22 protein-coding genes are annotated in these 24,428 nt (G+C 64.8%); 8 read left to right on the plus strand and 14 right to left on the minus strand.

Annotation, left to right across the window (positions count from 1 at the left end; genetic code table 11):
- Positions 1–12 precede the first annotated feature (12 nt).
- The 9 genes from CFOUR_RS10260 to CFOUR_RS10300 all read right to left on the minus strand — a co-directional run bounded on the left by CFOUR_RS10260 (position 13) and on the right by CFOUR_RS10300 (position 11,792).
- Positions 13–1,830 carry a FadD32-like long-chain-fatty-acid--AMP ligase gene (locus CFOUR_RS10260; protein WP_290179388.1) on the minus strand — a complete coding sequence of 606 codons (1,818 nt, stop codon included), beginning with the start codon at positions 1,828–1,830 and terminating at the stop codon, positions 13–15.
- A gap of 35 nt (positions 1,831–1,865) precedes the next feature.
- Entirely contained in the window at positions 1,866–2,822 is a 957-nt protein-coding gene (locus CFOUR_RS10265) for a cutinase family protein (RefSeq protein WP_085957576.1), read from the minus strand.
- A 24-nt stretch (positions 2,823–2,846) separates the two neighbouring features.
- Positions 2,847–3,335 carry a DUF732 domain-containing protein gene (locus CFOUR_RS10270; RefSeq protein WP_085957577.1) on the minus strand — a complete coding sequence of 163 codons (489 nt, stop codon included), beginning with the start codon at positions 3,333–3,335 and terminating at the stop codon, positions 2,847–2,849.
- Entirely contained in the window at positions 3,335–5,290 is a 1,956-nt protein-coding gene (locus tag CFOUR_RS10275) for an alpha/beta hydrolase-fold protein (protein WP_085957578.1), read from the minus strand. Before CFOUR_RS10275 ends, CFOUR_RS10270 begins: the two co-directional genes overlap by 1 nt.
- 180 nt (positions 5,291–5,470) lie before the next feature.
- The gene (locus CFOUR_RS10280; RefSeq protein WP_085957579.1) at positions 5,471–6,484 is read right to left on the minus strand and encodes an alpha/beta hydrolase; all 1,014 of its coding nucleotides are present in this window, start codon (positions 6,482–6,484) and stop codon (positions 5,471–5,473) included.
- A 66-nt stretch (positions 6,485–6,550) separates the two neighbouring features.
- Positions 6,551–8,362 carry an arabinofuranosyltransferase AftB family protein gene (locus CFOUR_RS10285; RefSeq protein WP_085957580.1) on the minus strand — a complete coding sequence of 604 codons (1,812 nt, stop codon included), beginning with the start codon at positions 8,360–8,362 and terminating at the stop codon, positions 6,551–6,553.
- A gap of 25 nt (positions 8,363–8,387) precedes the next feature.
- Positions 8,388–9,383 carry a decaprenyl-phosphate phosphoribosyltransferase gene (locus CFOUR_RS10290; protein ID WP_085957581.1) on the minus strand — a complete coding sequence of 332 codons (996 nt, stop codon included), beginning with the start codon at positions 9,381–9,383 and terminating at the stop codon, positions 8,388–8,390.
- The gene (locus CFOUR_RS10295) at positions 9,383–9,901 is read right to left on the minus strand and encodes a phosphatase PAP2 family protein (RefSeq protein ID WP_085957582.1); all 519 of its coding nucleotides are present in this window, start codon (positions 9,899–9,901) and stop codon (positions 9,383–9,385) included. The genes CFOUR_RS10290 and CFOUR_RS10295 overlap by 1 nt, the downstream gene beginning before the upstream one ends.
- Positions 9,891–11,792, minus strand: a complete 1,902-nt coding sequence (locus tag CFOUR_RS10300; protein ID WP_085958429.1) for a glycosyltransferase — start codon at positions 11,790–11,792, stop codon at positions 9,891–9,893. Before CFOUR_RS10300 ends, CFOUR_RS10295 begins: the two co-directional genes overlap by 11 nt.
- A gap of 187 nt (positions 11,793–11,979) precedes the next feature.
- Here CFOUR_RS10300 and CFOUR_RS10305 point away from each other — a divergent pair, with 187 nt between their 5' ends.
- The 3 genes from CFOUR_RS10305 to CFOUR_RS10315 all read left to right on the plus strand — a co-directional run bounded on the left by CFOUR_RS10305 (position 11,980) and on the right by CFOUR_RS10315 (position 14,194).
- Positions 11,980–12,741 (plus strand): alpha/beta fold hydrolase, encoded by a 762-nt coding sequence (locus CFOUR_RS10305; protein ID WP_085957583.1) that lies wholly within the window; start codon positions 11,980–11,982, stop codon positions 12,739–12,741.
- 10 nt (positions 12,742–12,751) lie between these two features.
- Positions 12,752–13,135: a hypothetical protein gene (locus CFOUR_RS10310; protein ID WP_085957584.1), complete on the plus strand. Its 384-nt coding sequence runs from the start codon at positions 12,752–12,754 to the stop codon at positions 13,133–13,135.
- Between the two features lie 111 nt (positions 13,136–13,246).
- A complete protein-coding gene (locus tag CFOUR_RS10315; RefSeq protein ID WP_230471800.1) occupies positions 13,247–14,194 on the plus strand; it encodes an iron-siderophore ABC transporter substrate-binding protein in 948 nt (315 codons plus the stop codon).
- A 6-nt stretch (positions 14,195–14,200) separates the two neighbouring features.
- On the opposite strand, the gene CFOUR_RS10320 is transcribed toward CFOUR_RS10315, so the two are convergent.
- The 5 genes from CFOUR_RS10320 to CFOUR_RS10340 all read right to left on the minus strand — a co-directional run bounded on the left by CFOUR_RS10320 (position 14,201) and on the right by CFOUR_RS10340 (position 18,112).
- Positions 14,201–14,968, minus strand: coding sequence for an ABC transporter ATP-binding protein (locus tag CFOUR_RS10320; RefSeq protein ID WP_290179395.1), 768 nt, complete (start codon positions 14,966–14,968; stop codon positions 14,201–14,203).
- Positions 14,968–15,966: a FecCD family ABC transporter permease gene (locus CFOUR_RS10325; protein ID WP_085957586.1), complete on the minus strand. Its 999-nt coding sequence runs from the start codon at positions 15,964–15,966 to the stop codon at positions 14,968–14,970. Before CFOUR_RS10325 ends, CFOUR_RS10320 begins: the two co-directional genes overlap by 1 nt.
- Positions 15,963–16,982 carry a FecCD family ABC transporter permease gene (locus tag CFOUR_RS10330; RefSeq protein ID WP_085957587.1) on the minus strand — a complete coding sequence of 340 codons (1,020 nt, stop codon included), beginning with the start codon at positions 16,980–16,982 and terminating at the stop codon, positions 15,963–15,965. The genes CFOUR_RS10325 and CFOUR_RS10330 overlap by 4 nt, the downstream gene beginning before the upstream one ends.
- A gap of 6 nt (positions 16,983–16,988) precedes the next feature.
- The gene (locus tag CFOUR_RS10335) at positions 16,989–17,891 is read right to left on the minus strand and encodes a siderophore-interacting protein (protein ID WP_085957588.1); all 903 of its coding nucleotides are present in this window, start codon (positions 17,889–17,891) and stop codon (positions 16,989–16,991) included.
- Positions 17,892–17,959: 68 nt separating this feature from the next.
- Positions 17,960–18,112 carry a hypothetical protein gene (locus CFOUR_RS10340; protein ID WP_179154818.1) on the minus strand — a complete coding sequence of 51 codons (153 nt, stop codon included), beginning with the start codon at positions 18,110–18,112 and terminating at the stop codon, positions 17,960–17,962.
- A 547-nt stretch (positions 18,113–18,659) separates the two neighbouring features.
- Here CFOUR_RS10340 and CFOUR_RS10345 point away from each other — a divergent pair.
- The 5 genes from CFOUR_RS10345 (at position 18,660) to CFOUR_RS10365 (ending at position 24,428) form a co-directional block, all read left to right on the plus strand.
- The gene (locus tag CFOUR_RS10345) at positions 18,660–18,977 is read left to right on the plus strand and encodes a hypothetical protein (protein ID WP_085957589.1); all 318 of its coding nucleotides are present in this window, start codon (positions 18,660–18,662) and stop codon (positions 18,975–18,977) included.
- Positions 18,978–19,157: 180 nt separating this feature from the next.
- A complete protein-coding gene (locus CFOUR_RS10350) occupies positions 19,158–19,718 on the plus strand; it encodes an NYN domain-containing protein (protein ID WP_085957590.1) in 561 nt (186 codons plus the stop codon).
- A complete protein-coding gene (locus CFOUR_RS10355; protein WP_085957591.1) occupies positions 19,719–21,632 on the plus strand; it encodes an N-6 DNA methylase in 1,914 nt (637 codons plus the stop codon).
- A 10-nt stretch (positions 21,633–21,642) separates the two neighbouring features.
- On the plus strand, positions 21,643–23,229 hold the full coding sequence (locus CFOUR_RS10360) for a class I SAM-dependent DNA methyltransferase (RefSeq protein ID WP_085957592.1): 1,587 nt from the start codon (positions 21,643–21,645) through the stop codon (positions 23,227–23,229).
- Complete coding sequence (locus CFOUR_RS10365) at positions 23,229–24,428, plus strand: restriction endonuclease subunit S (protein ID WP_179154819.1); 1,200 nt, start codon at positions 23,229–23,231, stop codon at positions 24,426–24,428. Before CFOUR_RS10360 ends, CFOUR_RS10365 begins: the two co-directional genes overlap by 1 nt.

The following is a 24,428-nucleotide window of genomic DNA, read 5'->3' on the forward strand; positions in this document are numbered from 1 at the left end:
CCGGCGGTTGCGTTACTGCGTTGCAGCGTGTTCGCGTTCGGTGAACTGCTTAGCGTTGACGCGGCGGGCGATTTTTCCGGCGGTGGAGCGGGCCACCCCGCCCGGCGCGCGGAACTCCACGACCTCCGGGGAAATGCCGTGGTTGTTGGTCACCGCGGAGCGGATCGCGTCTTCGGCGGCGGCGTCGCCGTCTTCGGTGGCGCCGTCGGCGCGCTCGGCGAGGATGATCAGGCGCTCCACGTCGTCGCCGGGCACCGCGAAGGCTGCGACGGAGTCCTTGCGCACGTGGTCGGTGGCCTCCATGACGGAAGCCTCGATGTCCTGCGGGTAGTGGTTGCGCCCCGCCACCACGACGAGGTCCTTGACGCGGCCGGTGATGTAGAGGTGGCCGTCGAGCACGGCTCCGAGATCGCCGGTGGCGCACCAGTTGTCCTTGGGCAGGCCGTCCTGGAGGGTGGCGCCGATGGTGTTGCGGAAGGTCGCCTCGGTCTCCTCCGGGCGGTCCAGGTAGCCGGCGGCGACGTTGTTGCCGTTGACCCAGATTTCGCCGATGCTGCCCTCGGGCAGCTCGTTTTTGGTCTCGGTGTCCACGATGGCAAAGTGCATCCACTTCACCGGCTGGCCGTTGGAAGCCATGGGCACGCCGCCTTCGGCGGGCACGGCCTTGCCCTCGGCGAGGGCGGCGCGGTCGAACTCGACGAACTTCGGGCGTTCATCGGTGCGGTCCGTGGACACCAAAAGGGTCGTCTCCGCCAAGCCGTAGGAGGGGCGCAGCACGGTGCGGTCCAGGCCGGATTCGCCCAACGCGCCGATGAAGGCCTCGACGCCCGGCTTGGTCACGGATTCGGAGCCGATGATGATGCAGTCCACCGCAGAAAAGTCGTACTGCTCGGCGCGTTCCGGCGCAGCGTAGCGGGCTGCCAGGTCGAGCGCGAAGTTCGGGATGCAGGTGTAGATGTGCACGTCCGCGGGGTCGGCGTTTTCGCGGTTGAGCTTTTCCACCCAGCGCTTCGGGTTCTGCAGGAAGTCGCGCGGGCTCATGATGTCCAGCGCCTGTCCCAGCACGACGCCGAGGATGGCGACGATGACGCCCATGTCGTGGTGCTGCGGCAGCCAGGTGGGGATGCGCAGCGGAGCTTCGAAGCGCAGCGCCTCGTTGATCTGCAGCACGTCGGTGACCAGGGCCTTATTAGTGATCATCACGCCGGCCGGGTTGCGGGTTGAGCCGGAGGTGTACTGCAAAAAGCAGATGTCGTCTGCGGTGTCTTCGCCGTCGACCGGGGCGATGGGTTCGAAAGAGGCGGCCAGCGTGTCCGGCAGGGAGTCCACGGAGAGGATGCGCGGGCGCTGCGTACCCGGCCGGTCGGCGAAGAAGGCGCGCACGGCGGGCGCGCCGGCGGAGTTGGTCACCACGAGGCGCGCGTTCGCGTCGTCGAGCACGGCGCGCAGGTGCGCCTCGTGGCCGGGCTCGTTGGGGTCGTACAGCGGCACCGGCACCAGCCCGGCGTAGAGCGCGCCCATGAACGCGAAGAGGTATTCGGCCGAGTTCGGCGCCATGATCGCGACGCGCTCGCCTGGATGGCCGATCTGCGCGAGCCGCGCCGCGACGGCCTTGATGCGGGTGTTGACCTCCGTGCGGGTGAAGGTGCGTGCCTCGCCGTCCGGGTTGGCGGTGTAGTCCCAATCGCGGATGTTGACCGCGTCTCCGCCGCCTGCGGCGAGGTGGGCCTGGTAGATCGTCTCGCTGAGACGCGGGAGGGTGAAGTGCTCCGGCAGGGCGATCTGCCCGTTGTCGTCGAAAAACTGCGCGATGAGCTGCTGCAGATCCATACCCTGACTCCTTAGCTAAGAAAAACTATTTTGGACTACAAACTTTCTACCACGTTCCGGATCCAACCTACAGTCCACTCCGGCGTCGTCGTCCCGGGAATCACGGCTGGGTTGGTGGCGTACATCGCGTGGTTGCCGTTCGCGGCGATGAGCGCCTGCGCCCGGTCGATGGCGTTGCCCACGCCCTGCGGGGCGTCGCAGACCGTGTCGTCCGGCGCGCAGATCTCAAAGGCGCGGTCCTCCACCAGACCAAAGCCGCCGGGGCGCGGCCCGGTCATGGTCGCACCCGGCGTGGCGGCGCTGACCAGGCGTTGCAGCGGCAGCATCGCAATCTCCGCGCCCACGCCGCCGACCTCGGCGCCGGGGTTGACGCCCACGCCGTTTTCGCGCCGCCCGTCGGCGATCATCACCGCGCCCAGCAGCCGCTCCGGGTTGATCGGACCGGCGCTGTTGCCGATCTGGGAGGCCACATCGCCCACAATCACCGCGCCCTGGGAGAAGCCGGCGATGATGAACTTCGTCGACGGGCAGGTCTCCGCCACGAACCGCAGCTCGCCGCTCAGCTTGGCGGTACCCTCGGCGCGCGAGTCGTCGTACGTCATCTCCGCGCGCCCGCGCTCCGTCTGGATGTTCCTGAACTGCGCGGTATACGGCACGGTGAACACGCGCACGTGGTTGATGTCGTACATCTGCTGCAGCGGCTGGGTGATGGAGAGCATGAAGCTCGCCGGGTTGGCCTGCGGGTTGAACGGGTCGTCGTCCGCGGCGGATTCCCAGGTGCCGGGCACGGAGACCACCTCGACCGCGGGGCACCAGTCCGGCTCGGCCGGTGCGTCCTTTTCTGGCTGCGTTTCGGATTCGGATGTCTCAAGCGGCCCGTCGGCGGACGGCAGCCCGGTCTCGCCGGAGCGCCACTGGTAGATCCCCAGCCCGATCAGAGACAGCACCACAATCACTGCGGCGACGACAAACACGTTGCGCGAAGTGCGCATGAGCCAGGGCTCCCTTCTGTACTGCTAGGAGCAGAGGTTGGTGCGGGCGGCCTCGCTGATCAGCGCCGCCACACCCGCCGCGTCCATGTCGGTGCGACGCTGCTCCACAAGCTGACCTGCCACCGCGTCGCGGGTGATCAGGTTGTCGGCGCACACGGTAGCGCCGGTGGCTGTGAGCTGGTCTTCAATACCGTCGACGTTGACTCCGCTTTCCCTGAGTTTGGCCAGGTAGGCCTCCTCCTGAGGCGAAAACGCGCTCGCCTGCTGCGGCACGCCAGTCACCTCGCGGGCGGGCTGGTCGTCGACGCGGTTGCCTGACGACGCGTTCCGCTCCCCCGCTGCCGGCGCCGCCGACGAGGAGGTGGGGGTTGCGGTGGAAGAGGGCGCCTCAGTCGTTTCCTCGGCAACGGTCGGGGTGTCCGTCACGTCCTCGGATTCCACGGTGGTGCCGCCGCATGCGGTAAGGGCGGCGGCGCTGGCGGCCGCAACCAGGCTCAATGCAACCTTGCGCACTACTTCTTCCTCACATTGACGTTGCCGTTGACCTGCTCGATCGTGCCGTGCTGGAAATCGATGGTCAGACCGCCGGCCGGGATCTTCGCCATGTCCTTGACCGGCCAACCCAGCTCGCCCTGCTCGTAGCCGCGCTTGCCCCACTCGTCGAAGATCTCGCCGGTGAGAATCGTGTGCGCGCCCGTCGCGGCGGACCAGTAGATGTTGCCGTGCTCGAACGGCTGGAAGAAGCCGCCCTTGACCGCAACCTCGTTGCCGGTCGGGTAGCCCAGCTCGGAGGTGGCAGTGCCGATCTCGCCGTACTTCTCGGCGATCGCGCCGTGGACCACGAAGTGCTTGCCGTCCGGGTTGCGGGTGAGGAAGCCGCCCTGGAACTGCTGCACGTAGCCCTGGCCCACCTGGTTGGCCTCGGCCACCGGGTACTTCAGGTCGCCGGTTTCGTAGCCGTTTTCGCCCCAGGCACCGAACATGTCGCCCGGAATGGCGTACGCGCCGGTCTGCGGGGTCCAGTACACGGAGCCGTGCTCGAAGTGCACGAAGCGGCCCACGCCGTCCGGCGCCGCCGTCTCGCCCGTAGTGGGGAAGCCCAACCAGCCAGCCGGGCCGCCGAGCGCGTTGTACTTTGCCAGGATCGCACCGTACAACGCGTGCGCGCCGGTCTCCGGGGACCAGTAGGCGGTGCCGCCGCGGAAGTCCTGGGCCTTGCCCTTGGTGTCCTTGCCCGCGTCGTACTCGTCGTTGACACAGGTGCCGATCACGCCGGCCTTCGTCTCCTCCGCAATGGCGCCGATCGGGGTGCAATCGGAGCCGCGGCCCGCTTCCGGCACCTTCAGCGCGTTGGCGATGTACGGCCACGCCTGGGCCATCTCGAACTGCCAGTACTCCCAGGAGTGCACGCCGGACGGGCGGAAGCGCACGATCGGCTTCACCGGGGTGCGCGAGGCGTAGTCCACGAAGGTCTGGGTGGACAGGCGCGACAGGACCTCCAGGCCGACACCGGCCGGGTTGGCCTGACCCTTGGCCACAGACTCGGGGTTGCCAAAGTCGTCGCGGCCGGAGCCGGCGGAGACGTAAACCGTCATGTCCTTGAGGTTTTCGATGCCCAGCTTCGGGTCGTGGTCGATCCAGTCCTGCGAGCCCAGCGGGCCCCACATCGCCTCAGCGTTGTAGCCGCCGGCGTCCATCTGCGCCGCGCGGATGGCGGTGGGCATACCGGTGGTGGTGGTGTCCAGGTAGCCGGAGAAGGAGCCGACGAAGTCGAACAGGTGCGGGTTGCGCTCCGCCAGGTTGACTGCGGCAGTGCCGCCCATGGACAGGCCCACCACAGCACGCGAGTCGTTCGAGCGGAACTCGTTGTTCAGCACCGGGATGAGCTCCTTGGTCAGGAACGCCTCCCACTTGTAGTGCTTGCCGTTGTCCTCTCGCTGCCAGTCGGAGTAGAAGGAGGACTCGCCGCCGACCGGGAGGATGACGTTGACGTTCTTGTCGGCGTAGAACTGCTCGATGTTGGTCTCGATGGTCCAGCCGTTTTCGTCGTCACGCGCGCGCAGGCCGTCCAGCGCCCAGACCTCCGGGAACTTCGCGGTTGGGTTGGAGTGCCAGTCGCGAGCCAGCAGGATCTGCACCTGGATCGGGTGATCCGGCATGGACGGAGAGTTGATGAACACGGCCACACGCCGGCTGGTGATCCACTCGATGCGGTCCACCTTCACGCCGTCGGGCAGGCCCGGGATCTGCGGGTTCTTCTCCACCTCGATCGGGGTGCGCTTCGGCGGGTCGTGCGGGCGCAGGCCGTCGGAGATACCGCGGTTGGAGGAAAGCTGCGAGGACAGATCGCCCGGCAGGCTCGACTGTGCGCCTGCGGCCGGCGCGGCTACCGGGGCCAGCGTGAGAGCAAGGGCGGCGGGCAGCACAGCGGCGGCGAGCCGCGTGGGGGTGGTTCGGTTGTCTCGCATGAGTCTCCTACCTCGTCTGGCTACTGGTGTCACAAGAGTATCGACCAAAAGCTTAAGTTTCACTTGAAGGTTTAGTCGTGTGCGACACGCGCGGCGTTACATTGCGAGAGCAAGGCAGAAGAAAACCGGCCCCTGCCAGATACGATCCGCAGGAAGCCGGTTGCCAGGAAAGCGCGAGTTCTACCAGGCGTTCATCACATTCAGGATGCGACCCTTGTTCGCCTCGAGCTGGGAGCCGAACTGGTCCCAGTTGTGCAGGCCGGTCGGCGTGAACACGGCGGTGTGCTGCACGCCGGTCACGGTCGCCTTCGCGGACCACAGGCGGGTGGTAAAGCTTGCGATAGTCTCCAGCGCAATGCCGGCAGCACGGTGCTGCGGCAGGTACTTCTCGTCGGCCGGGCCCGGCACGCCGGAGCCGGCGGAGACGTACACGTCGCGGCCGCGCAGGTTACCCATGTTCAAGAACGGGTCGTTCTCGTAACGGCGCGGGTTGAGCACGGAGCCCCACATGGCGTTGAGGTTGTACAGTCCGCCGTCAAGAAGCGCGGCACGCAGCGCGGTCTGGCCGCCCGGGATGGTGGTGGTCAAGTAGCCGGAGAAGGACAGCACCTGGCGGAACTGCTGCGGGTGCAGGGCGGCCAGGTTGATCGCGGCGGTGCCGCCCATGGACAGGCCGAGGATGGAGTTGTTCGTCGGGGACACACCGAAGTGGGTCTGCAGGTAGGACGGCAGCTCCTTGGACAGGAAGGTGTCCCACTTGTACGTCACCGGGTGGTTGAAGTCGTAGGTCGCCGGGGCGTTCCAGTCGGTGTAGAAGGAGGACTGGCCGCCAACCGGCATGACCAGAGTGATGTTGTTGTCCTTGAAGGTCCGCGCGGCGTTGACGTCGTTAACCCACGCGTTAGTGATCTCGGTCGCGCGCAAGCCGTCGAGCATGTACAGGCCCGCGTTGCCGCCGCGCTGCGCCGGCTGGATCTGGACGGTGATGTGGCGGCCCATCGCCGGGGACCACACCGTGCAACGCTGCACCCAGAAGCCCACCCGGTCCCACTCGCAGGTGCCGGTGGAGTCCGGGCGCAGCCAGTCGCGGTGCGCCGCCGACGCCTGCGGGGCGCCGACCACCATGGAAACGGCACTGAGCAGCGCCATGAGCAGTGCGGTGAGCTTGCGGCGCACGGAATTTTTGGAGTTCATAGGTCCCCTCAAAACGTGTTTTCAGGCAAAAGACACGTTTACGTTACCAATTCGATACTCAACCCGCTATTCCCCGGCGTGGGCATCGACCGGCCACGCGATGCGTTCGCCGTCCATACCGGGGTTCTCCCCGTGGCGGATCGCGCGGCGGGTGTCGGCGTCGATGTAGACCCCCGGATCGCTGGAAAGCTGCAGCGTACGGCCCTTACCCAGGGAGTAGCGGACGTTGGCCCAGAAGCGCTGCTGGCTCATGGGTTCGCGGGAGGTGGCCAACAGTTCGGCGATCTCGGGGCTGCGCAGTGCGGCGCGGGCCTGCTTGGCGCGCATGGTGCTGATAAACGGGGGCAACCCGTCCAAGGTGGTGTCGGAGTCAGCGGCCTGCCAGATGGGGTCGAGGAATTTGTCGTGGCCGACGCGGCCGTCCGGGTCCCGCGGCATCCGGGCCGCGATAGGGGTGGCCAGGCCGACGGTGTCCAGAATGCGGACGTCGAGAGGCGCATTCATGCTCGTCATACCCAGGTTGATCAGGTAAGCGGTCAGCGGCAGGTTGCGCAGGTCTGAGTCTTGCTCTTCGCGGTCGCGGTAGAACCAGCTGTAAATCTCCGGCTCGGCGGAGACGTATGCGAGGTTGAGCTGCGCGGCGTCCGCGTCGTCGGCGTCTTCGAGCGCTTCCTCCCAGTTGCGCATGAGTTTGGAACCGAGGAAATCTTCGGCGTAGCGCGGCGGGTCGGCCGGCTCGCGGCCCACGGCGAGCGTCCAAAACTCGCGCTCGTCCACAATGCCGAGTTCCTTCTCGCCGGTCTGGTACGCCTCCCAGTCGATGGGGTGCGCGCGCACGATGGTCACGCCTGCCCACACCACGACGGCGGTGGTCACGGCCACGCTCACGCGGGTCAGCGGCACGGCCATCACGGGCAGAAGCAGCGCGAACAGCGGCAGCAGCCACATGCGCCCGTGCATGAAGTCGCCGCCGACGCGCAGCACGTAGAGGATGTGCACCAGCGCGCAGCCTGTGGCCACCAGCACAATTGCTAAGCGACGTCCTCCGGCCTCCCGCAGAAACCACCACCCCAGCACTGCGGCGGCGAGAACCGGCAGCCACAGCCAGTAGTAGCCCACAAAGTCGCCGAAGTACTCGAACCCGCGCGCCCACTCGGAGTCGGACGCGGACTTGGCCACGGCAGTGTGCGGGGTGAGCAGGCCGTAGTAGCCCATGCGGAAGATCTGGTAGGCCGCGGGCACGGGCAGCGCGGCGGCGAGGATGCCGGCCGCCTTGCGCGGGTTGTACGCCAGCAGCAGGATGCCGGTCACGCCGCCGTAGAGCGCGAGCTCGGGGCGCACCAGCCAGGACAGGCCGCACCAGAAGGCGAGGAAGTAGCCGACACCGGGGGCGCGGCGACGCAGGGGCTCGGCCCAGGCGACGAGCGCGGCCCACCATCCGGCGATCCACAGCAGTGATAGGCCCCACTCCAGGCCCGAGGTGGCGAAGTCGCGCGCCGGCGGCAGCGCCAGGTAGATCACGATGCCGAGGGGGAAGACGGGCCCGACCTTGCCCCAAAACCGGCCCGCGGAGTAGGTGGCCAGCGCTGCAGCTGCGACGGTGCAGATCAGGGCCAGCCACATGGCCACGTCCTCGAGGCGGGCGCCGGTGAGCCAGGCGAAGGCGGTGATGAGGTACTGCCAAAGCGTGGAGGTGTTCGCCTCCACGCGCTCGCCTGCGTTAAACACCGGACCGTTGCCGGCGAGCAGGTTGCGCACGGTGCGCAGAACGATCAGGCCGTCGTCGGAGATCCAGCGGCGGGTCCACCCGCCCCAGAACGCGAATACGCCCGCAACTGCGGCTGCGGCGAGCGCGGAGATGCGGGCGTGTTGTGTCATTGCGACGATGTTAGTGGCTCACGGCCTACCAACCTAAGTTCGGCACGATGTAGACGGCCATGGCGACGCAGAAGATCCACACCAGGGCCAGCAGCTGCAGGACGCGGTCCTCCAGCGCGATCTCGTCCGGGGCGCCGCCTTGGCCGCCGTCGACCACGGAGGCGTAGCGCAAAATGGCGATGACGAACGGGACCATGGAGATCTGGTACCAGATGCCAGCGGTGCCCTCGACGGAGTTGGACAGCTGGAAGCCCCACAGCGCGTACGACATGACCACGGCGGTGGCCGATAGCGTCCACACAAACCGCAGGTAGGTCTCGGTGTAGCCCTGCAGCGAGCGACGGATTTCCGCGCCAGTCTCCTTGACCAGCAGCAACTCGGCATAGCGCTTGCCGGAGGCCATGAACAGGGAACCGAACGCAGCGACCAGCAGGAACCACTGCGACAGAGAGATGCCGGCGGCCACACCACCGGCCATAGTGCGCAGCATGAAGCCGGAGGACACGAGCGCGATGTCGATCACCGGGATGTGCTTCCAGCCGAAGCAGTAGCCCAGCTGCAGCGCAATGTAGATGCCGATGACCCAGGCCAGCGAGCCGCCGTCGGTAGCCAGCAGCGACAGCCCCAGCGCTAGCGCGATGAGCAACGCCGCCATGACGTACGCCAGGTTGATCGGCAGCATGCCGGAGGCGATCGGGCGGAAGCGCTTGGTGGGGTGGCGGCGGTCGGATTCGACGTCGCGCGCGTCGTTGATCAGGTAAATCGAGGATGCGCCGAAGCAGAACACCACGAACGCCAGCACGATGTCCCAGGCGGTGCGGGAGTTGAATGAATCCGCGCCGGCGGCCAGCGGCGCGGCCAGCACCAGGACGTTTTTGACCCACTGCTTCGGGCGCAGGCCCTTGAGCATCGCATCCGGCAGGTTCTTCGGCGGAGCCTTCTTCATCACTTGATCCACGCCGGAGGTATGCGGCTCCGACTTGATCAGGGGCTCGTCCACAGGTTCACGGGTGTTTGCCACTAGATCCTCTTCTCCGCCTCGATGGCCGCCTTCGCCGTTACTGCCCCGAGGGCGGCGCCGGCGAGGGTGTCGGTTGGGTAATGCACGCCGAGCACGTTACGCGAGAGCATCATCACCGGCACGAGCAGCCACGGCCACTTTGTGCCCGTGATATCCGCCAGGTGCACGGCAGCCGCGCCGGTGTTCGCTGCGTGCGAGGAAGGAAACGACAGCTGGGACGGTGTTTTCACACCGATCTTCACGCGCGCGTCGTGCGGCCGGGGGCGTCGCACGATGCGCTTGAGCACCACGGTCGCGGCGTGCGCGGCGAAGGTGCCGGCGCCCAGGGCGAGCCACTTGGAGCGGCGTCGCTTATCCGTGTCGCCGATGCTCGTTGCGATGACGCCAGCCGTCGCAACCGCCAGCCACCCGAGGTCGTGCTCGCCGAAGTAGCTCAAGCACCGAGCCGCCTTCGCGGATTCGGGGGTGTACAGCGCATCTTGGATGGCCACGAGCAGGTCTGTTTCTTTACTGGGCATCGAAGATCCTCCCCCAGTTTTCGTGGCTGGTCAGCTCGCCTCGCGCGTCGCGGTAGGCGCGCTTGAGCTCCGGCCAGCGGCGCTTGATCTCGGCCTGCAGCTGCTTGGTTTCCTTCAGCAGGTCGTCGCTGAGCTGCTTGTTGCGCTTGCGGAACGCCACGCCGGTGCCGCCGGCGGTGGACACGGTGGCGGAATCCACGCGCGCCAGGGTGTACCAGCGGGCCTCGTCGGCGGTGAGGTTGAGCTGCGGCGCCTCCCAGTGAGCACGGTCTTCCTGATTGCGCTGGTGCAAAAGCGCCTTCGCCGCCCACGGCAGCTTCTTGATCTTGGCCAGGCGCCCACCGATGTTTCGGGTGGGCACGCCCGGCGCGCCGGTGGGTGCGGGCAGGTCGGTCGCAGACGAGAGCACCTGCGCGTCCGAGTATTCCTTCCTAATCGCTTGAATCCGAGGCAACGAGGATTCAAGGATGTCGAACAGCTGGTCCGGGCCTGCCAGGAAGTCCTTCATGGCCTCGATCTGGATGGCCATGGTGGAGTACTCCATGCACATGATGTGCTTGTGGGTGGACTTCAGCATGTTCTTCAGCATCGCGTCCGGGTTGTCCGGGCCGTAGATGCTGGCCACGATGAGTCGGTTGCGCATGTGGAAGTACGCCTGCCAGTCAATCGCGTCGTCCTTGTCGGCCCAGGCCATGTGCCAGATGGCCACACCCGGCCACGTCACCGTGGGAAAGCCTGCTTCTTTGGCGCGCAGGGCGTATTCGTTGTCGTCCCACTTGATGAACAGGGGCAGTGGCAGGCCCATCTTCTCCGCCACCACGCGCGGGAACAAGTTCATCCACCAGCCGTTGTAGTCCACGTCCACGCGGCGGTGCAGCGCGCGCGAGGTGGTCTTACGCGGGTCCATCTCCTCTTCCTGCGTGCCCACGTAGCCCAGCGGGTATTTGGCAAAGTCGTGGTCGTAGACGCCGTGCTCGGCGGCGCGGAACATGAAGATGTCTTTGTCCACCGCCTCGCCGGAGGTGCGCAGCTGCGCGCGGTCCTGCAGGTTGAGCATCTGCCCGCCCACCAGGATCGGCTTTGCCGCGTAGCGGGCGGCCTGCACTGCGCGGACGATGGAGTCCGGCTCGATGGCGATGTCGTCGTCCATGTACAGGATGAACGGCGCGTCGGTGCGGTTCAGCGCCTCGTACATGATGCGGGAGTAGCCGCCGGAGCCGCCCAGGTTGCCTTGCTGGAAGATTTCCAGCTTCCCGCCGAGCTTTCGCTCGGCTTCGGCGAAGTCCGGCTCGTCCGCCGGGTGCTGGTTGCCTTGGTCTGGCATGAGCACATTGCTAATCGACGCCTCCACGTACGGGTCTTCCGCCAACGCGTGCAGCGCGTTGACCGAGTCGCGCGGACGGTTGAACGTGGGGATGCCGACGGCGACCTGCTTGGGCTGCGGCGGAACGACTGTGCCGTCGTCAAGCACCTGCTCCTTCGGCTCCTGCGGCGAGCACCACGCGGCGTCGCGGATGCGGGTGTCGTCCTCGGCGGTGATGTCGAACCAGAGCCAGCCGCCGTCTTCGAAGTTGGATAGCTTCAGCGGGATTTCGGTGGTCCCGGTGGCCTCGACGTTGGTGACGCCGACGCGGGTGCCGTCGTGCTTGGAGCGGTAGACGGAGATGGTCGCGCGGCCCTCGACCTCCATGGCCAGCACCACGGAGTCCAGCTGGGACCAGCGGCGCCAGTAGCTGGCCGGGAAGGCGTTGAAGTAGGTCTCGAAGGACACTTCGTTGCCCGCGGGGACCTCGAAGCTGGTGCGGTCCGACCAACGCAGCCGCTGCTTGTTCTGCTCCTGCTCGATGAGGTAGAGCATGCGCACGTCGTGCGGCTCGCCCTTCTTTGGCATGAGGACGCGCTGCAGCGTGTCCACAGCGAGGTTCTTCGTTGTCTGCTGCGTTTCCTGTGTTTGCACAGTGCTCTCTTTCTTGCCGTTTTTGTCTCGGCGTTCGCCGGCGGGCAGTCGAAACCAAGCGTAATAGTCGGGAGGGGCATCTCTTGGTGTGGCTCGCGGTGTTGTCAGGCACAGTTGGGGCATGACTTCGTTGGCATACAAAGATTTCGGCCCTCGCGACGCGCACCCGGTGGTGTTTTCCGGCTCCATCGCCTCCACCACCGACATGTGGCTGCCGCAGCTGGACGCGCTGTCGGACACATTCCGCGTGATCGCGCTCGACCACCCCGGCCACGGTGCGACGCCTGACGCGCCGCACTTTTCGACGATCCCCGCGCTGGCCGGCGCCGCCTTGGACACGCTCGATGAGCTGGGGGTAGACGAGTTCTCCGTCGTCGGGCTCTCCCTCGGCGGCGCGATCGCGCAGTACCTGGCCGCAACGAGCCCGCGGGTGCGCCGCGCGGTGTTCATGTGCACCGGCGCGAACCTCGGCGGCGCCGACACCTGGACCCCGCGGGTGGAGCAGACCCGCGCCCACGGTGTGGCCCCGCGCGTCGATGGCGCGGTCGCGCTGTGGGTCACCGAGGCGTTCCGCGAGTCGCGCCCGGCCACCGCCGACGCGCTGGCCCGCATGATCGCCTCCACCACTGGCGAGGGCTACGCCACCTGCGCCGAAGCCCTCGCGCAGTGGGACTTCGCCGCCGAGCTTTCCCGCATCACCGCCCCGGTGCTCACCATCGCCGGGCCCGACGACACCTCCACCCCGCCAGAGGTGGTCCACGCCATCGCCGACCGGGTTGGCGGGCCTTCCCAGACGCTGACGCTGACCGCCGGTGGCCACGTGCCCACCGTGGAGGTTCCCGGCGAGGTCAACGCGGCGCTGCGCGGGTTCCTCGCCCGGTAGGCTGCGGGCCATGCAGAACAAGGGTTTTGACGGCTTCGACGGCTTTGACGGTTTTGACGCAGACGGTCTCCCCCACGACCCGGCCGGCGAACGCCGGTCCGCCGGCCGCTCCACGGGCGCGAACTACGCCATCGGCGCGGCGTTGATCGTGGTGGCCGTGCTGTCGTTTGTGTTCCTCAGCGGCGCAACAGCCGTCTTCATTGGCGTCGCCGCTGCCGTCGCCGGCGCTGTATTCGTGCTCATGGGCATCCAGGGAACGACCGAAAACGGCCCGGACATGCTGGCCGAGGACTACTACGGGCAGCAGCGCTACAACCCGCTGCCGGACCCTGCCGCGGACTACGACTGGGACGGCAGCTTCCGCCGCGAATTCGGCGACGACCAGCACAGGTAGAGCCTTGCCCCAAGGTGTTGCCCGGTGGCGGCGCCGTAACCTAAAATGACCGGCATTAGCTTAGGCACACCTAACCTAGGGTGCTTCCACCCCTGACCGAAAGGCCGAATCTTGACCCGTGTTTTCCCACTGCCGCTGAAGCGTCTGACGGCAACCTTCACTGCAGCTGCACTGCTCCTCACCGGCTGCTCCAGCGAGTCCGCAGACTCCGGCGAATACACCAGTGCGGCGGGTTCAAACGACCGCATTGTCACGCTGGGGCTCGGCGACGTCGACACCGTCCTCGCGCTGGGGGAGCAGCCAGTCGGCTACGCTTCCTGGGAGGCTGAGGGCTCAGGCGATCCGTCCGGTCTCGGACCGTGGGCGAAGGATAAACTCACCGCTGAGCCGAACCCGATCCGCAACACCACCACCGAGTTCAGCACCGACACCGCAGAGCAGGTCGCATCGCTGAATCCGACCAAGATCATCGCCGTCAATAGTGGTCTGGACAGTGACAAACAGGCTCTGCTACAGCAGATCGCGCCGACGACCTTCCATTCCGACCAGTACGCAGACTGGCAGGTGCCGTGGGACGAGCAGATCAAACAGATCGCAGCAGCGTTGGACCAGGAAGCTGAGGGCGAAAAGCTGATCGAAGAGTCCGAGCAGGCTTTTGCGGACTTCCGGCAATCGCACCCGGAGCTGCAGGGTAAAACAGCGGCAATCGGGATGCCGTACGACGGCAAGATCGGCGTGTATACGGCAGGCGACGGCCGCGGCTCGTTCCTTGAGAAGCTCGGGTTCACAATCCCGGACACGTTCAACGGTGACGGCTCCAGCTTCTTCGTGGACTGGTCCCCGGAGAACTACTCCGACTTCAACGGTGTGGATTACGTGTTCATCTTGGACTACTACGGCGCGATCGATGCGCTGAAGAACGATGCCGCGTTTGCGAACCTCGATGTGAACAAGCGCGGAGGCATGCACTGGCTCGACACCGACACCGCCAATGCAATGAGCATGCCCAACCCGTTGACCATTCCGTACGCGATCGAGCAGATCGAGCGGGAACTCTAGCCCAAGCTAGCGGGGCACGATCATCGGCCCGCCGGCCACCGGGTCCTCGGTGACGACGGCGGGCAGAGAAAACACCTCGCCAAGCAACCGCTCTGAAATAACCTCTGCGGGCGTGCCCGCGGCTTTCACCTCGCCGCCTTTCATCACGACCAGCTGGTCGGAGAAGCGCGCCGCGAGGTTCAAGTCGTGCAGCACCATGACGACGGTGCGCCCCATGTCATCGGCGAGACGACGCACAAGCGAGAGCACCTCCATCGAGTGGGAAAGATCAAGATAGGTCGTCGGCTCATCCAAGAACACAAGCGGGGTGTTTTGGGCGAGCACCATCGCGATCCACGCACGCTGCCGCTGCCCGCCCGAGAGCCGCTCGAGCGGGCGCTCCGCGAACTCGGCCACCTGGGTCAGCTCCATCACCTCGTCCACCATCGCGCTGTCTTTCTCCGAGGTCTGGCGCAGCCACGTCTGGTGCGGGTGGCGCCCGCGCCCGACCAGGTCACGCACCGTCAGCCCGTCCGGCGCTACGGGGGTTTGCGGCAGCACCGCGAGCGTGCGGGCGATCTCGCGGCGTTTCATCTCCGCGGTGTTTCGGCCGTCCAAGACCACCTCGCCGCGCTCACGCGGGATCAGGCCAGCAACCGCGCGCAACAACGTTGATTTACCGCAGCCGTTCGGCCCGACGATGGTGGTGACGCCGCCGCGCGGGACGTCGAGGCCGAGCCCGTCGATAATCGTTGCCGCACCGTAGCTGACGGTGAGATCACGCACGTGAAGCATTACAAGGTCACCTTTCTGGTCGCGCGCATCAGCGCGTAGAGCAAGGCTGCCCCGCCGAACGCTGACGTGGCCACGCCTACCGGCAAGTCTCCCGGCACAACGGTGCGCACCGCGAGGTCCGCACCGGCGACGATCAGCGCGCCGGCAATCATCGCGGTGCCGAGTGGGGGCGTGGGGGCATGCGCTAATCGACGGCCCACGTGCGGCGCCACAAACGCCACAAAAGCAATCGGACCTGAAGCCGCCACCGCCGTCGATGTCAACGCCACGGCAAGCACCATGAGCACAAGCTGGGTGCGCCGCGGATCGACGCCCAGCCCCGCAGCCGTGTCGTCCCCGAGAGAGAGGGCTTCGAGCTGGAATGACGCCCAGCGCAGAAGCGGCACAACCAGCGCGAGCGCCACCAACACAGCGGCGGCGTCACCCCAACCTGAGGATCCGACCGAGCCGGTCACCCACGCCTGGGCTTTGCCCACATCGCGGTAGTCCGCGCGGACGAGGAGGAACGAATTGTACGCCACCGCCAAGGCGTTGAGGATGATGCCGGCGAAGATGAGCTGAAACGATCCCAGGCCGCCGGCGCGGCTGAGCCACCACATCGCACCGGAGACCGCTATCCCGCCAACAAACGCGCTCAGCGGCACCCCGAGCGCGCTGAGCAGCGCCCCGGTACCGCCACCCGCGAGCAGCGCTGTAAGTGCGAACGCCGACGCACCTGAAACAACGCCCAGGATGTCTGGGCTGGCCAGCGGGTTACGAGTGATCGTCTGAAAGATCGCGCCCGCGAATCCGAGCGCGGCCCCCACCGCCAGCGCCGTGGCAACACGCGGCAGGCGCCACTCGACGACCACGGTGCGGGCCATGCCGGTGGACTGTCCAGTAAGGGCGGCGAGGACGTCATGAAGCCCAAGCCCGAATTCACCCACCATGATGCCGCCGAGCGCGACGGCGAGCCCGCACGCCGCGAGCACGACATTGACTGCGAACGTGCGGGTCACAGCTTCGCCCCCTTCCGCAGCAGGTACAGGGCGAACGGGGCGCCGACGAATGCGAGGGTGATGCCAACTTGCAGCTCACCGGGGCGGGCGATGACTCGGCCGGCGACATCCGCGAGGAGCAGCAGCGTCGCACCGGCAAGCGCGGAGCACGGCAGCACCAGCCGGTAATCCGGCCCGGTCAGGGAGCGGACGATATGCGGCACGACCAAGCCGACAAACCCGATCGGGCCCGCCCCCGCCACAGCCGCACCGGCAAGCAGGGCGACCAGCAGGATCCCCACCGCGCGTGCAGCCGCGACGTTGACGCCGAGGGAGTGCGCGACGTCATCGCCCAGGTTCAGCATGTTCACCCGGCTCGCCGTGGCGAACGCGGCGACTAGGCCGACCAGTACGACCGGGGCGACGGCGGCGACGATGTGCATGTCCCGGCCCGCGACGGAGCCCGCCGTCCAAAACCGCATGTCATTGAGGCTTTGCGTGCTGGTGAGCACGATGCCGCTGGTCAGCGCGGAACACACCGCTCCGAGCGCGGACCCGCCGAGTACCACCGTGATCGGAGTGGAACCGCGGCTTCGCGCGCTCAGTACGAAGACGAGCGCTACCGCCATTGTCGCGCCGAGGAAACCGACCCCCACCGCGACCAGCACCGGCAGCGAGCCAAACACGGCAGTTGCCGCAGCCACCGCAAGCGCCGCCCCCGGGGCGATGCCCAGCAGGTTTGTGTCGGCCAGCGGGTTGCGTGTGTGCCCCTGGAGCAGAGCTCCCGCTGTGCCTAGCGCCGAGCCTGCGAGCAGGCCGAGCAGCGTGCGTGGAACCCGCAGTTGGGCAACCACTTGCGCTTCCTCACTGGCCTGCCCAGATTCGGTGTGGAACGCGAGGGCAAGCCCGTCACGCACAGCGCTGACGCTTTCTGCCACGCTCATCTGCCGCGCGCCGACGGCGAGCGAGAGCAACACCGCGGCGACAGCCGAAATCCCGAGCGCAATGGCAAATCCCGCGTGTTTAGTCGCACTCATAGCCTGTCACCGCCAATACCCCATGAACGAGACATGCTGGCGCGGCAACCCCGCCTCCTTAACCAACAGGCGGCGCATCGCTTTCACCGAAGTGTTCTTGCCGGCGATCCAGTAGTAGGTGTGGCCGGACGCGCCCGCCCCACCGTTGACGGGTTCCCCGCTTCCCGAATACGTCGGGGTTTCCCAGACATTGTCTCGCTGGAGGCCACCGTCGTTATCGGGCTCATCGGTGGTCGGACCTACTGGGCCCCGCAGCGGCTCAATGTCCTGTTTGAGCTGCGTGTAGAGCATGTCCCCATGCCCGGCTTCGGGCTCGGTGCGGAAGTGCCAGCGGACGTCAACGTGAGCAGGCGCATCGATTTGGAGGCTGTTGCCCACCGGCACCTCAATGTCAGCGGAACCGGCGAGGTCTTCGGGCCAGTCCTCCAGCACTCGGGAAATCGCTGGAAGAGCAGTTTCATCGCCGTACAGTCGAGCAGCCGCGGCAGCGCCGGGAGCGAATTCGATGCCGACGCCAGACGTGTCATCGCGGGTCGGCCCGATGATCCACAGCGCCTGCCCGGGCAGCGCGCTTTCCGCCCATGCGGAGGCCGGCCCAGCGTTGTGGCTGTGCAGTACGAAATCCACATCGAGTTCGTCCGGGTCACCGTCGTTGCGCCGGAGGTCGCGAATGGAGTAGGTGCGGAGATGCCCGCGCGTGTGTTCCGGCATGGCGCGCCAGAGGTCCCACCACCCCTCGGCCGGCAAATCAACAAGCCCTGCCGCGGACGGGATGATGAGCTTGATCCGCAGATCCATGATGGGCACAGCGGGGCCCATTGCGTCGACACCAGTGAACGTCACACGTTGAAAATTCGGTGCGATGCGCTCGCTGCGAACGACTGTTGCAAGGAAGGGCCGGAAACTCACCGCACGGACTATATAGGATTGCCTAACTTAACAAAAGTGGGGGGCTTGTCGATTAGCAAAAACGCTTACTACTGCCCCCTGCTCGGAGCCGCCAGCGCCTTGCAGTCGCGCGCGAGAATGAGGCTGTCCACGCGCACTTCAGCCGCGAGTCCGGCGGCGCGCTCAGGGTGGTTCAGCAGGCGAGCGGTGAAAGCGCTTATCCAATACGCTCCCTTACTCACCTACGTTCGATACGTTAGAAGGTGTCATTTCCCCCAGATCTTTTCAACGTTTGCAATGGCGAAAACTCAAAAGGTGTCCCGGCCGCAGTTCAGAACCCCTGATCCCACGCAGAAGACCACCAGAACATCCAACTCACAAGGTTCAGCAGCTGCAGAACCAACGCGCCCATCCAGCGCCACTCTCCCCCACCTCCCACCTAGTGAGTTAAAAAACGTAACCTGCAGTGTCTGCGCAGGAACATGCAACCTTTCGTCGACGGGAGTTTTCCCCGATCACTTCTTCAATTTCAGGGCCATGCGGAAGCCGTGCAGCGGAAGCGGAAAACGCTACGCACACCTACAGAAGTCACCAGCTCCGACGCCATCCGCAAAGAAGTACCCCGCAGTCCAAAAACAATCAAACAAACAAGTTCCAGCGCCAAGCTATCCGCGGCTGAAACTCTCTAAACACGGCAAAGTCGAATGCCCAGCTTGCCACAGGGCTTTGACCCCGAATCTGAAGAACAACTCCCTGCCCGTACACAAAAACAATGGCGAATCGTGCCGGATGAGCAACCGGAAGTTTGACTTTGTTGCGAAGAACAACAAGGCGGCCAAGAAAGTCTCTCCGGCTGCGCAGTCCTACGCAGAGAAATACAAGGTCCGCTCCCCGGAGCAAATCCGCAAAGAGAAACAACGAAGCCAACGTTCGGCGAAGGACCGCAAACAGGAACAACGCAAAGCACGCCGACGCCAGCGGCGCCACTCCGACAGCTACGCCCTCGACTGCTACGACAGCTGGGGCATAGACGACCACAGCGTTGACCAGGGGGTAAGCGTCAGAACGTACCGAGGCGGACTTCCCGGCCAAGGGAAACGCCGGTAGGCCAAAACAGCACCATTGTGAACGTAGATACACAATGCGGTAATCGGTGTGAATGTTTGACAAAACGTGCGTCTACCTGGCGATTAAATATGTGAACGTAGGTCATGTTGACACGATTGTGAACGTAGGTTAATCTTCATTCTTGTAAGCAACGCCAACACAAAGAAAGATGCTCACAGAATGAACGCCATCAAGGCCCCACAGTCCCAGACCAAAGAAAACCCCAGACGCTTGATTCTCGTCGACATCGAGAACTTCAATGGCCTGGCCGTACAGAGCGCCGCACAAGCAAAGTGGTGCAAAAAGATGCTCACCCTCTGGCTCGACATCAAGGAAGGCGAGATCGTGGTCATCGCCTCCGACCAGAGCGGACTCTTCAACGTGAACGCAGGTTGGAAGGGTCCGAGACTCCTCATGGGAGAAGGACCCAACGGTGCCGACCGCCGACTGGTTGAGGAGATCGAGCGAATGAACATCGGTCAGTTTGATGAGATCGCTCTCGTCTCCGGAGACGGGATCTTCGCTGAACCAGTAGCCCGAGCCGCGGACCAGGGAATCACTACCACGGTCTATGCCCACGGATTCCAGCTTTCTAGGCGACTACAGCTCGCCGCAGCACAGGTGCACATCTCGGAGGACGGCTACCTAACGGCCGCACACGCACCGAAGACAAACCCTTCCCTACCGGACAACGTCATCCAGCTCAACCAGATCAACCAGACCAACCAGGAGGCAGCGTAAATGAACACCGCAACCGGACACCTCACGCTCAAAGACATCGCCGAGCTGGCGCAGGTCAGCCGGCCGGCCGTCAGCAACTGGCGCAGCCGCTACAACGACTTCCCCGAGCCCGTCAAAGAATCCACAGCCCGCAAACCGCTCTTCGATGCAGACGCGGTGGTTGCTTGGCTCAAACAGAACGGCTTCTTCCCCGAAGGAGCGGAGGAAGACCTCAAACTGGCTTCGCTCTGGGCAACGGCAAACCTGCTGCGCAGCCACCTCCCGGTAGATGAGATCCCACTCGTCATCCTTTCGCTGCTGGCGCTCGACCAAGACCCCTCGTTCGAGGTATCTGCCGAGTTCGACCAGATCACCGGCCGCCTGAACGAAGACACGCTGGATGAAGTCAAGCGTGGCATCGCAAGCCTGAGCATCACCGACTATGCCCAAGCCGCCAACCAAGTCGTGGACCGATTCCTCGGAGTAGGTTCGCGCGGCGAACGTAGCCAGTACGGCACGTCCACGTCGCTTTCAAGCGCAGCGCTGATCTCGGCAGCCTCTACCACCTTGGAGGGTGTCCAGACCGTCTTGGACCCCGCGTGCGGTATCGCCGGCACGCTGCTGGGGATCGGGGAGGCGGCCCCCGAAGCGAAGCTCTTGGGAGCCGAGCTAAACCCCTCCATCGCAGCACTCGCGCGGTTGTTGGGACACTTCGCTGACAGCACGGTGACCATTCACACCGGGGATTCCATCGTCCACGATCCGTTCCCGAAGACAAAAACGGACCTTGTGGTGTGCGAACCTCCACTGGGTGTCCGTATCCCCCGAGAGCAGCTAGGCAACCTGGAGGAGCTCTTCGGTTCACTCCGGGGCCTGTTTAGTGACGACCTTTTCCTGCTTCACGCAGCCCACCACCTATCGCCGGACGGGCGCGCCTACATCCTCACCGGCCTAAACCCCACGTACCGGCCCTCGTTCAGGGAACACCGCCAGCGCCTCGTCGCTCAGGGCCAGGTCGAAGCCATCGTTGAACTGCCGGCTGGAATGTATGCAGCCACCCGCATCCCCGCAGTGTTGTGGGTGCTGCGCGCCAAAGGCGCAGATGAGCCGTTGCTTATCGACGCCTCCGGTGAAGCCCCGGAAACCATCCCCGCCCGAATCGCCGAGTGGCTCACCGCTGCGCGCAACCGCGAAGCCACCGACGTGCCATACAAGGCGATCACCTTGGCCGACGTTGTCACCAACGACGGCTCATTTTCCCCATCCACTTACCTTGCTGAGCCCCTCAGCACTGATGAGGCGGGTTCCGAATTCGATTCCGCCCTCCAATCCCTCGCAGCAACAACTAAGGACCTCATGCGTATCCGCACCCCCCGCGTCACCGCAGACGCCATCCCCACGTCCACCACGTCCACCATGCTCGCCGACCTGATCAAGAGCGGGCACTTCACACGCATCAACGGCACCTACCGCGCCGACAAGCACCTCGAATCCGGCGATGTCTACCTTGCTCGCCCCAACCGAAACACCGCTCCCGCGTTCGTAGCGGACCACGATGCAGCGGATGCCCTTCGCCCCGGCGACATTGTGATGCCCCGAATTGGCGAGCTCCCTGCCTGGGTTCACCAGGACGATGGCAAGACCTGGGTCCCCTCCGACTCAGTCATCGTTCTCCGCCCCACCTCGGATGAGTACGAGCCCGACTTCATCGCCGCTTGCCTGAACGCGGCTGTGAACATCGATACCCGCACTACATTGCCGAGGCGTCACCCGGTGGCCCGCATCGCGATCCCGGAGCTCAGCAGTGACCAGCAAGCAGTCGTCGCACAAGCGCACCGCTCGCTCGACAACGCCCGCACGGCGGCACGCAAGCTCGAGCGTGAAGCCGAACACGCAAGCGACGCCCTGATCAACCTCGTCTTCTCCGGAAAGTAGGCTCCCAACTATGACTCCCACCCCCGTCAAAGAGTTCCAGGACACCCTGTGGAAAGCCGCCGATAAGCTGCGCGGTTCCATGGATGCCTCGCAATACAAAGACATCGTCCTCGGACTCGTGTTTCTCAAGTACGTCACCGATGCATTCGATGCACGCCGCCAAGAGCTCCAAGCCGAGCTCGAGGAGGAAGGCGCCACCGAGGAGGAGATCCTGGAGGAGCTTGAGGACCGCGACGCCTACCTGGAAAAGAACGTCTTCTGGGTCGCACCTGCTGCCCGCTGGGACTTCCTGCAACGCCACTCCAAGGGCAAGACCGAAGAGGCCGGCGGCGAGTTCAAGGCGATAGGCAAGCTTATCGACGAAGCCGCGGAAACCCTCATGGCCGACAACCCCACCCTCGAGGGCACCCTGCCGCACAACTACAACAGTGAAAGCGTGGACCAGCGCCGCCTCGGAGAGCTCGTCGATCTCTTCAGCACCACCCGGTTCACGGCCGAAGGCCCGGAGCGGGCCCGCGACCTGCTGGGTGAAGTCTATGAGTACTTTCTCGCCCGTTTCGCTTCCGCTGAAGGCAAGCGCGGCGGCGAGTTCTACACCCCTCGCCCGGTGGTTCGCACGCTTGTCGAGATCCTCGAGCCGACGGAGGGCCGCGTCTACGACCCGTGCTGCGGTTCCGGTGGCATGTTTGTTCAGGCGGAGAAGTTCCTAGACGCGAACCGCAAGGACACGTCCGCAATCGCGATTTACGGCCAGGAGCTCAACGAGCGCACGTGGCGCATGGCGCGGATGAACCTCGCCATCCACGCTTTGAACGCCAAGGGTCTCGGTGAGCGCTGGGGCGACACCTTCGCCCGCGACATCCATCCTGGAGTGCAGATGGATTACGTGCTGGCCAACCCGCCGTTCAATATCAAGGACTGGGTCCGCAACACCGACGACAAACGCTGGATCTACGGTGTGCCACCAGAGAAGAACGCGAACTTCGGCTGGATGCAGCACATCATTTCCAAGCTCGGCTCCCAGGGCGAGGCGGGTGTGGTCATGGCCAACGGCACCATGACCTCGAACACCTCGGGTGAGGGCGAGATCCGCAGGAACATGCTCGAAGACGACATTGTGTCCTGCGTGATCACACTGCCTTCCCAGCTCTTCCGCGGGACAAGTATCCCCGTCTGTGTCTGGTTCTTTGCAAAGGACAAGGGCGCAGGCTCGAAGGGTTCTGTCGACCGCCGCGGGCAGTTCTTGCTTATCGATGCCCGGTCGCTCGGCCACATGATCGACCGCACCGAGCGTACGTTCTCCAACGAAGACATCCAGAAGATCGCGAACACGTTCCGTACCTGGCGCGGACGCGAATCTGCCGAAGGCGAGTACGAAGACGTGCCTGGCTTCTGCAAGTCGGTGCCTCTCGACGAGATCCGCGAAGCGAACTACGCGCTCACCCCGGGCCGTTACGTCGGCTTCGCCGAAACCGAAGAGGACGACGAACCGATCGACGAAAAGATCGCGCGCCTCACCGCCGAACTCACCGCAGCCCTGGACGAATCCGCCCGCCTCGACGCCGTCGTCCGCGAGCAGCTGGGGAGGTTGGGATAGTGGCCTGGAAGTCAACGCGGCTGGACGCTATCGCTTCAATCCAGACCGGCCCTTTTGGGAGTCAACTCCACCAAGAAGACTACGTCGAAGTTGGAACGCCCATAATCACGGTCGAGCACTTGGGGGGTTATCGGATTACGAGGGACAACCTTCCGATGGTTAGCGATGACGATGCTGAACGCCTGCGGAAGTACTCATTGCTGCCCGGTGATGTTGTGTTTAGCAGGGTAGGATCCGTTGACCAATCCTCATTTGTAACCGGAGACGAAGAGGGCTGGTTGTTTTCTGGGCGCTGTCTCCGTGTTCGGCCCCGCCCCGACGAGGTCGATCCGCGGTTCATCTATTACTCGCTGAACACCAGTGAGGTGAAAAGCTTCATAAGGGCCATTGCAGTCGGCGCTACGATGCCGTCAATCAATACGGCGATTCTTTCCGAGGTTCAGATTTCATTGCCTCCCGTTGCGCAACAACGGCGGATTTCCTCAATTCTCGGCTCCATCGATGACAAGATCGCGACGAATCGAAGAGCGGTCCAACAGCTAGATAAACTCCGCAATGCTCTGTGGCAGCGAAATCTGCAGGATGGTTCTGCCCCGATACCGCTGTCGTCGCTGGCATCGTTTGTAAACGGTGGAGCATTCACAAAAGGTGCCACAGGCACCGGCAGAGTGGTTGTACGTATCGCGGAAATGAGTGGTGGCATCGGAAATAGCACAGTGCGAAACGAGCTAGCCGTACCCGAAACACAGGTGGTACGCAACGGAGATTTGCTCTTTTCCTGGTCCGGCACGCTCATGGTTAAGCGGTGGCCGCATGATGAAGCGATCGTGAACCAACACATCTTCAAAGTCATTCCAGACCGTGACTTCCCAGCAGCGTTTCTCGATTGTGCAATTGAGCAGCAGCTCGAGTATTTCAGAATGATCGCTGCGGGTAAGGCGACGACAATGGGGCACATTAAGAGATCGGATTTGGAGGCTGAGGTTGAAATCCCGGTTTCTATCCGTGAAGACGATCTACAACTCGCGGGCTCGTTATGGGATCTAGCGGTCGCGCTCGAGAAAGAGAACCTCACCCTCGCCAAAACCCGCGATGAGCTGCTTCCGCTCCTCATGAGTGGAAAGATCACTGTGAAGGAAGCGGAGCAGGATGCCACCGCTGCAAGCGCGGACATTGCGAGTGAGGAGTACAAGGCGTAG

The sequence above is a fragment of the Corynebacterium fournieri genome, assembly GCF_030408775.1.
GTDB lineage: Bacteria > Actinomycetota > Actinomycetes > Mycobacteriales > Mycobacteriaceae > Corynebacterium > Corynebacterium fournieri.

Bases quoted from the DNA above. Each gene is read 5' to 3' on its own strand.
- CFOUR_RS10285 (WP_085957580.1), bottom strand. From the start codon at position 8,362: ATGACACAACACGCCCGCATCTCCGCGCTCGCCGCAGCCGCAGTTGCG.
- CFOUR_RS10350 (WP_085957590.1), top strand. From the start codon at position 19,158: ATGAACGCCATCAAGGCCCCACAGTCCCAGACCAAAGAAAACCCCAGA.
- CFOUR_RS10320 (WP_290179395.1), bottom strand. From the start codon at position 14,968: ATGCTTCACGTGCGTGATCTCACCGTCAGCTACGGTGCGGCAACGATT.
- CFOUR_RS10265 (WP_085957576.1), bottom strand. From the start codon at position 2,822: ATGCGCACTTCGCGCAACGTGTTTGTCGTCGCCGCAGTGATTGTGGTG.
- CFOUR_RS10310 (WP_085957584.1), top strand. From the start codon at position 12,752: ATGCAGAACAAGGGTTTTGACGGCTTCGACGGCTTTGACGGTTTTGAC.
- CFOUR_RS10355 (WP_085957591.1), top strand. From the start codon at position 19,719: ATGAACACCGCAACCGGACACCTCACGCTCAAAGACATCGCCGAGCTG.
- CFOUR_RS10330 (WP_085957587.1), bottom strand. From the start codon at position 16,982: ATGAGTGCGACTAAACACGCGGGATTTGCCATTGCGCTCGGGATTTCG.
- CFOUR_RS10300 (WP_085958429.1), bottom strand. From the start codon at position 11,792: ATGCCAAAGAAGGGCGAGCCGCACGACGTGCGCATGCTCTACCTCATC.
- CFOUR_RS10275 (WP_085957578.1), bottom strand. From the start codon at position 5,290: ATGCGAGACAACCGAACCACCCCCACGCGGCTCGCCGCCGCTGTGCTG.
- CFOUR_RS10260 (WP_290179388.1), bottom strand. From the start codon at position 1,830: ATGGATCTGCAGCAGCTCATCGCGCAGTTTTTCGACGACAACGGGCAG.
- CFOUR_RS10305 (WP_085957583.1), top strand. From the start codon at position 11,980: ATGACTTCGTTGGCATACAAAGATTTCGGCCCTCGCGACGCGCACCCG.
- CFOUR_RS10280 (WP_085957579.1), bottom strand. From the start codon at position 6,484: ATGAACTCCAAAAATTCCGTGCGCCGCAAGCTCACCGCACTGCTCATG.
- CFOUR_RS10295 (WP_085957582.1), bottom strand. From the start codon at position 9,901: ATGCCCAGTAAAGAAACAGACCTGCTCGTGGCCATCCAAGATGCGCTG.
- CFOUR_RS10345 (WP_085957589.1), top strand. From the start codon at position 18,660: ATGAGCAACCGGAAGTTTGACTTTGTTGCGAAGAACAACAAGGCGGCC.
- CFOUR_RS10360 (WP_085957592.1), top strand. From the start codon at position 21,643: ATGACTCCCACCCCCGTCAAAGAGTTCCAGGACACCCTGTGGAAAGCC.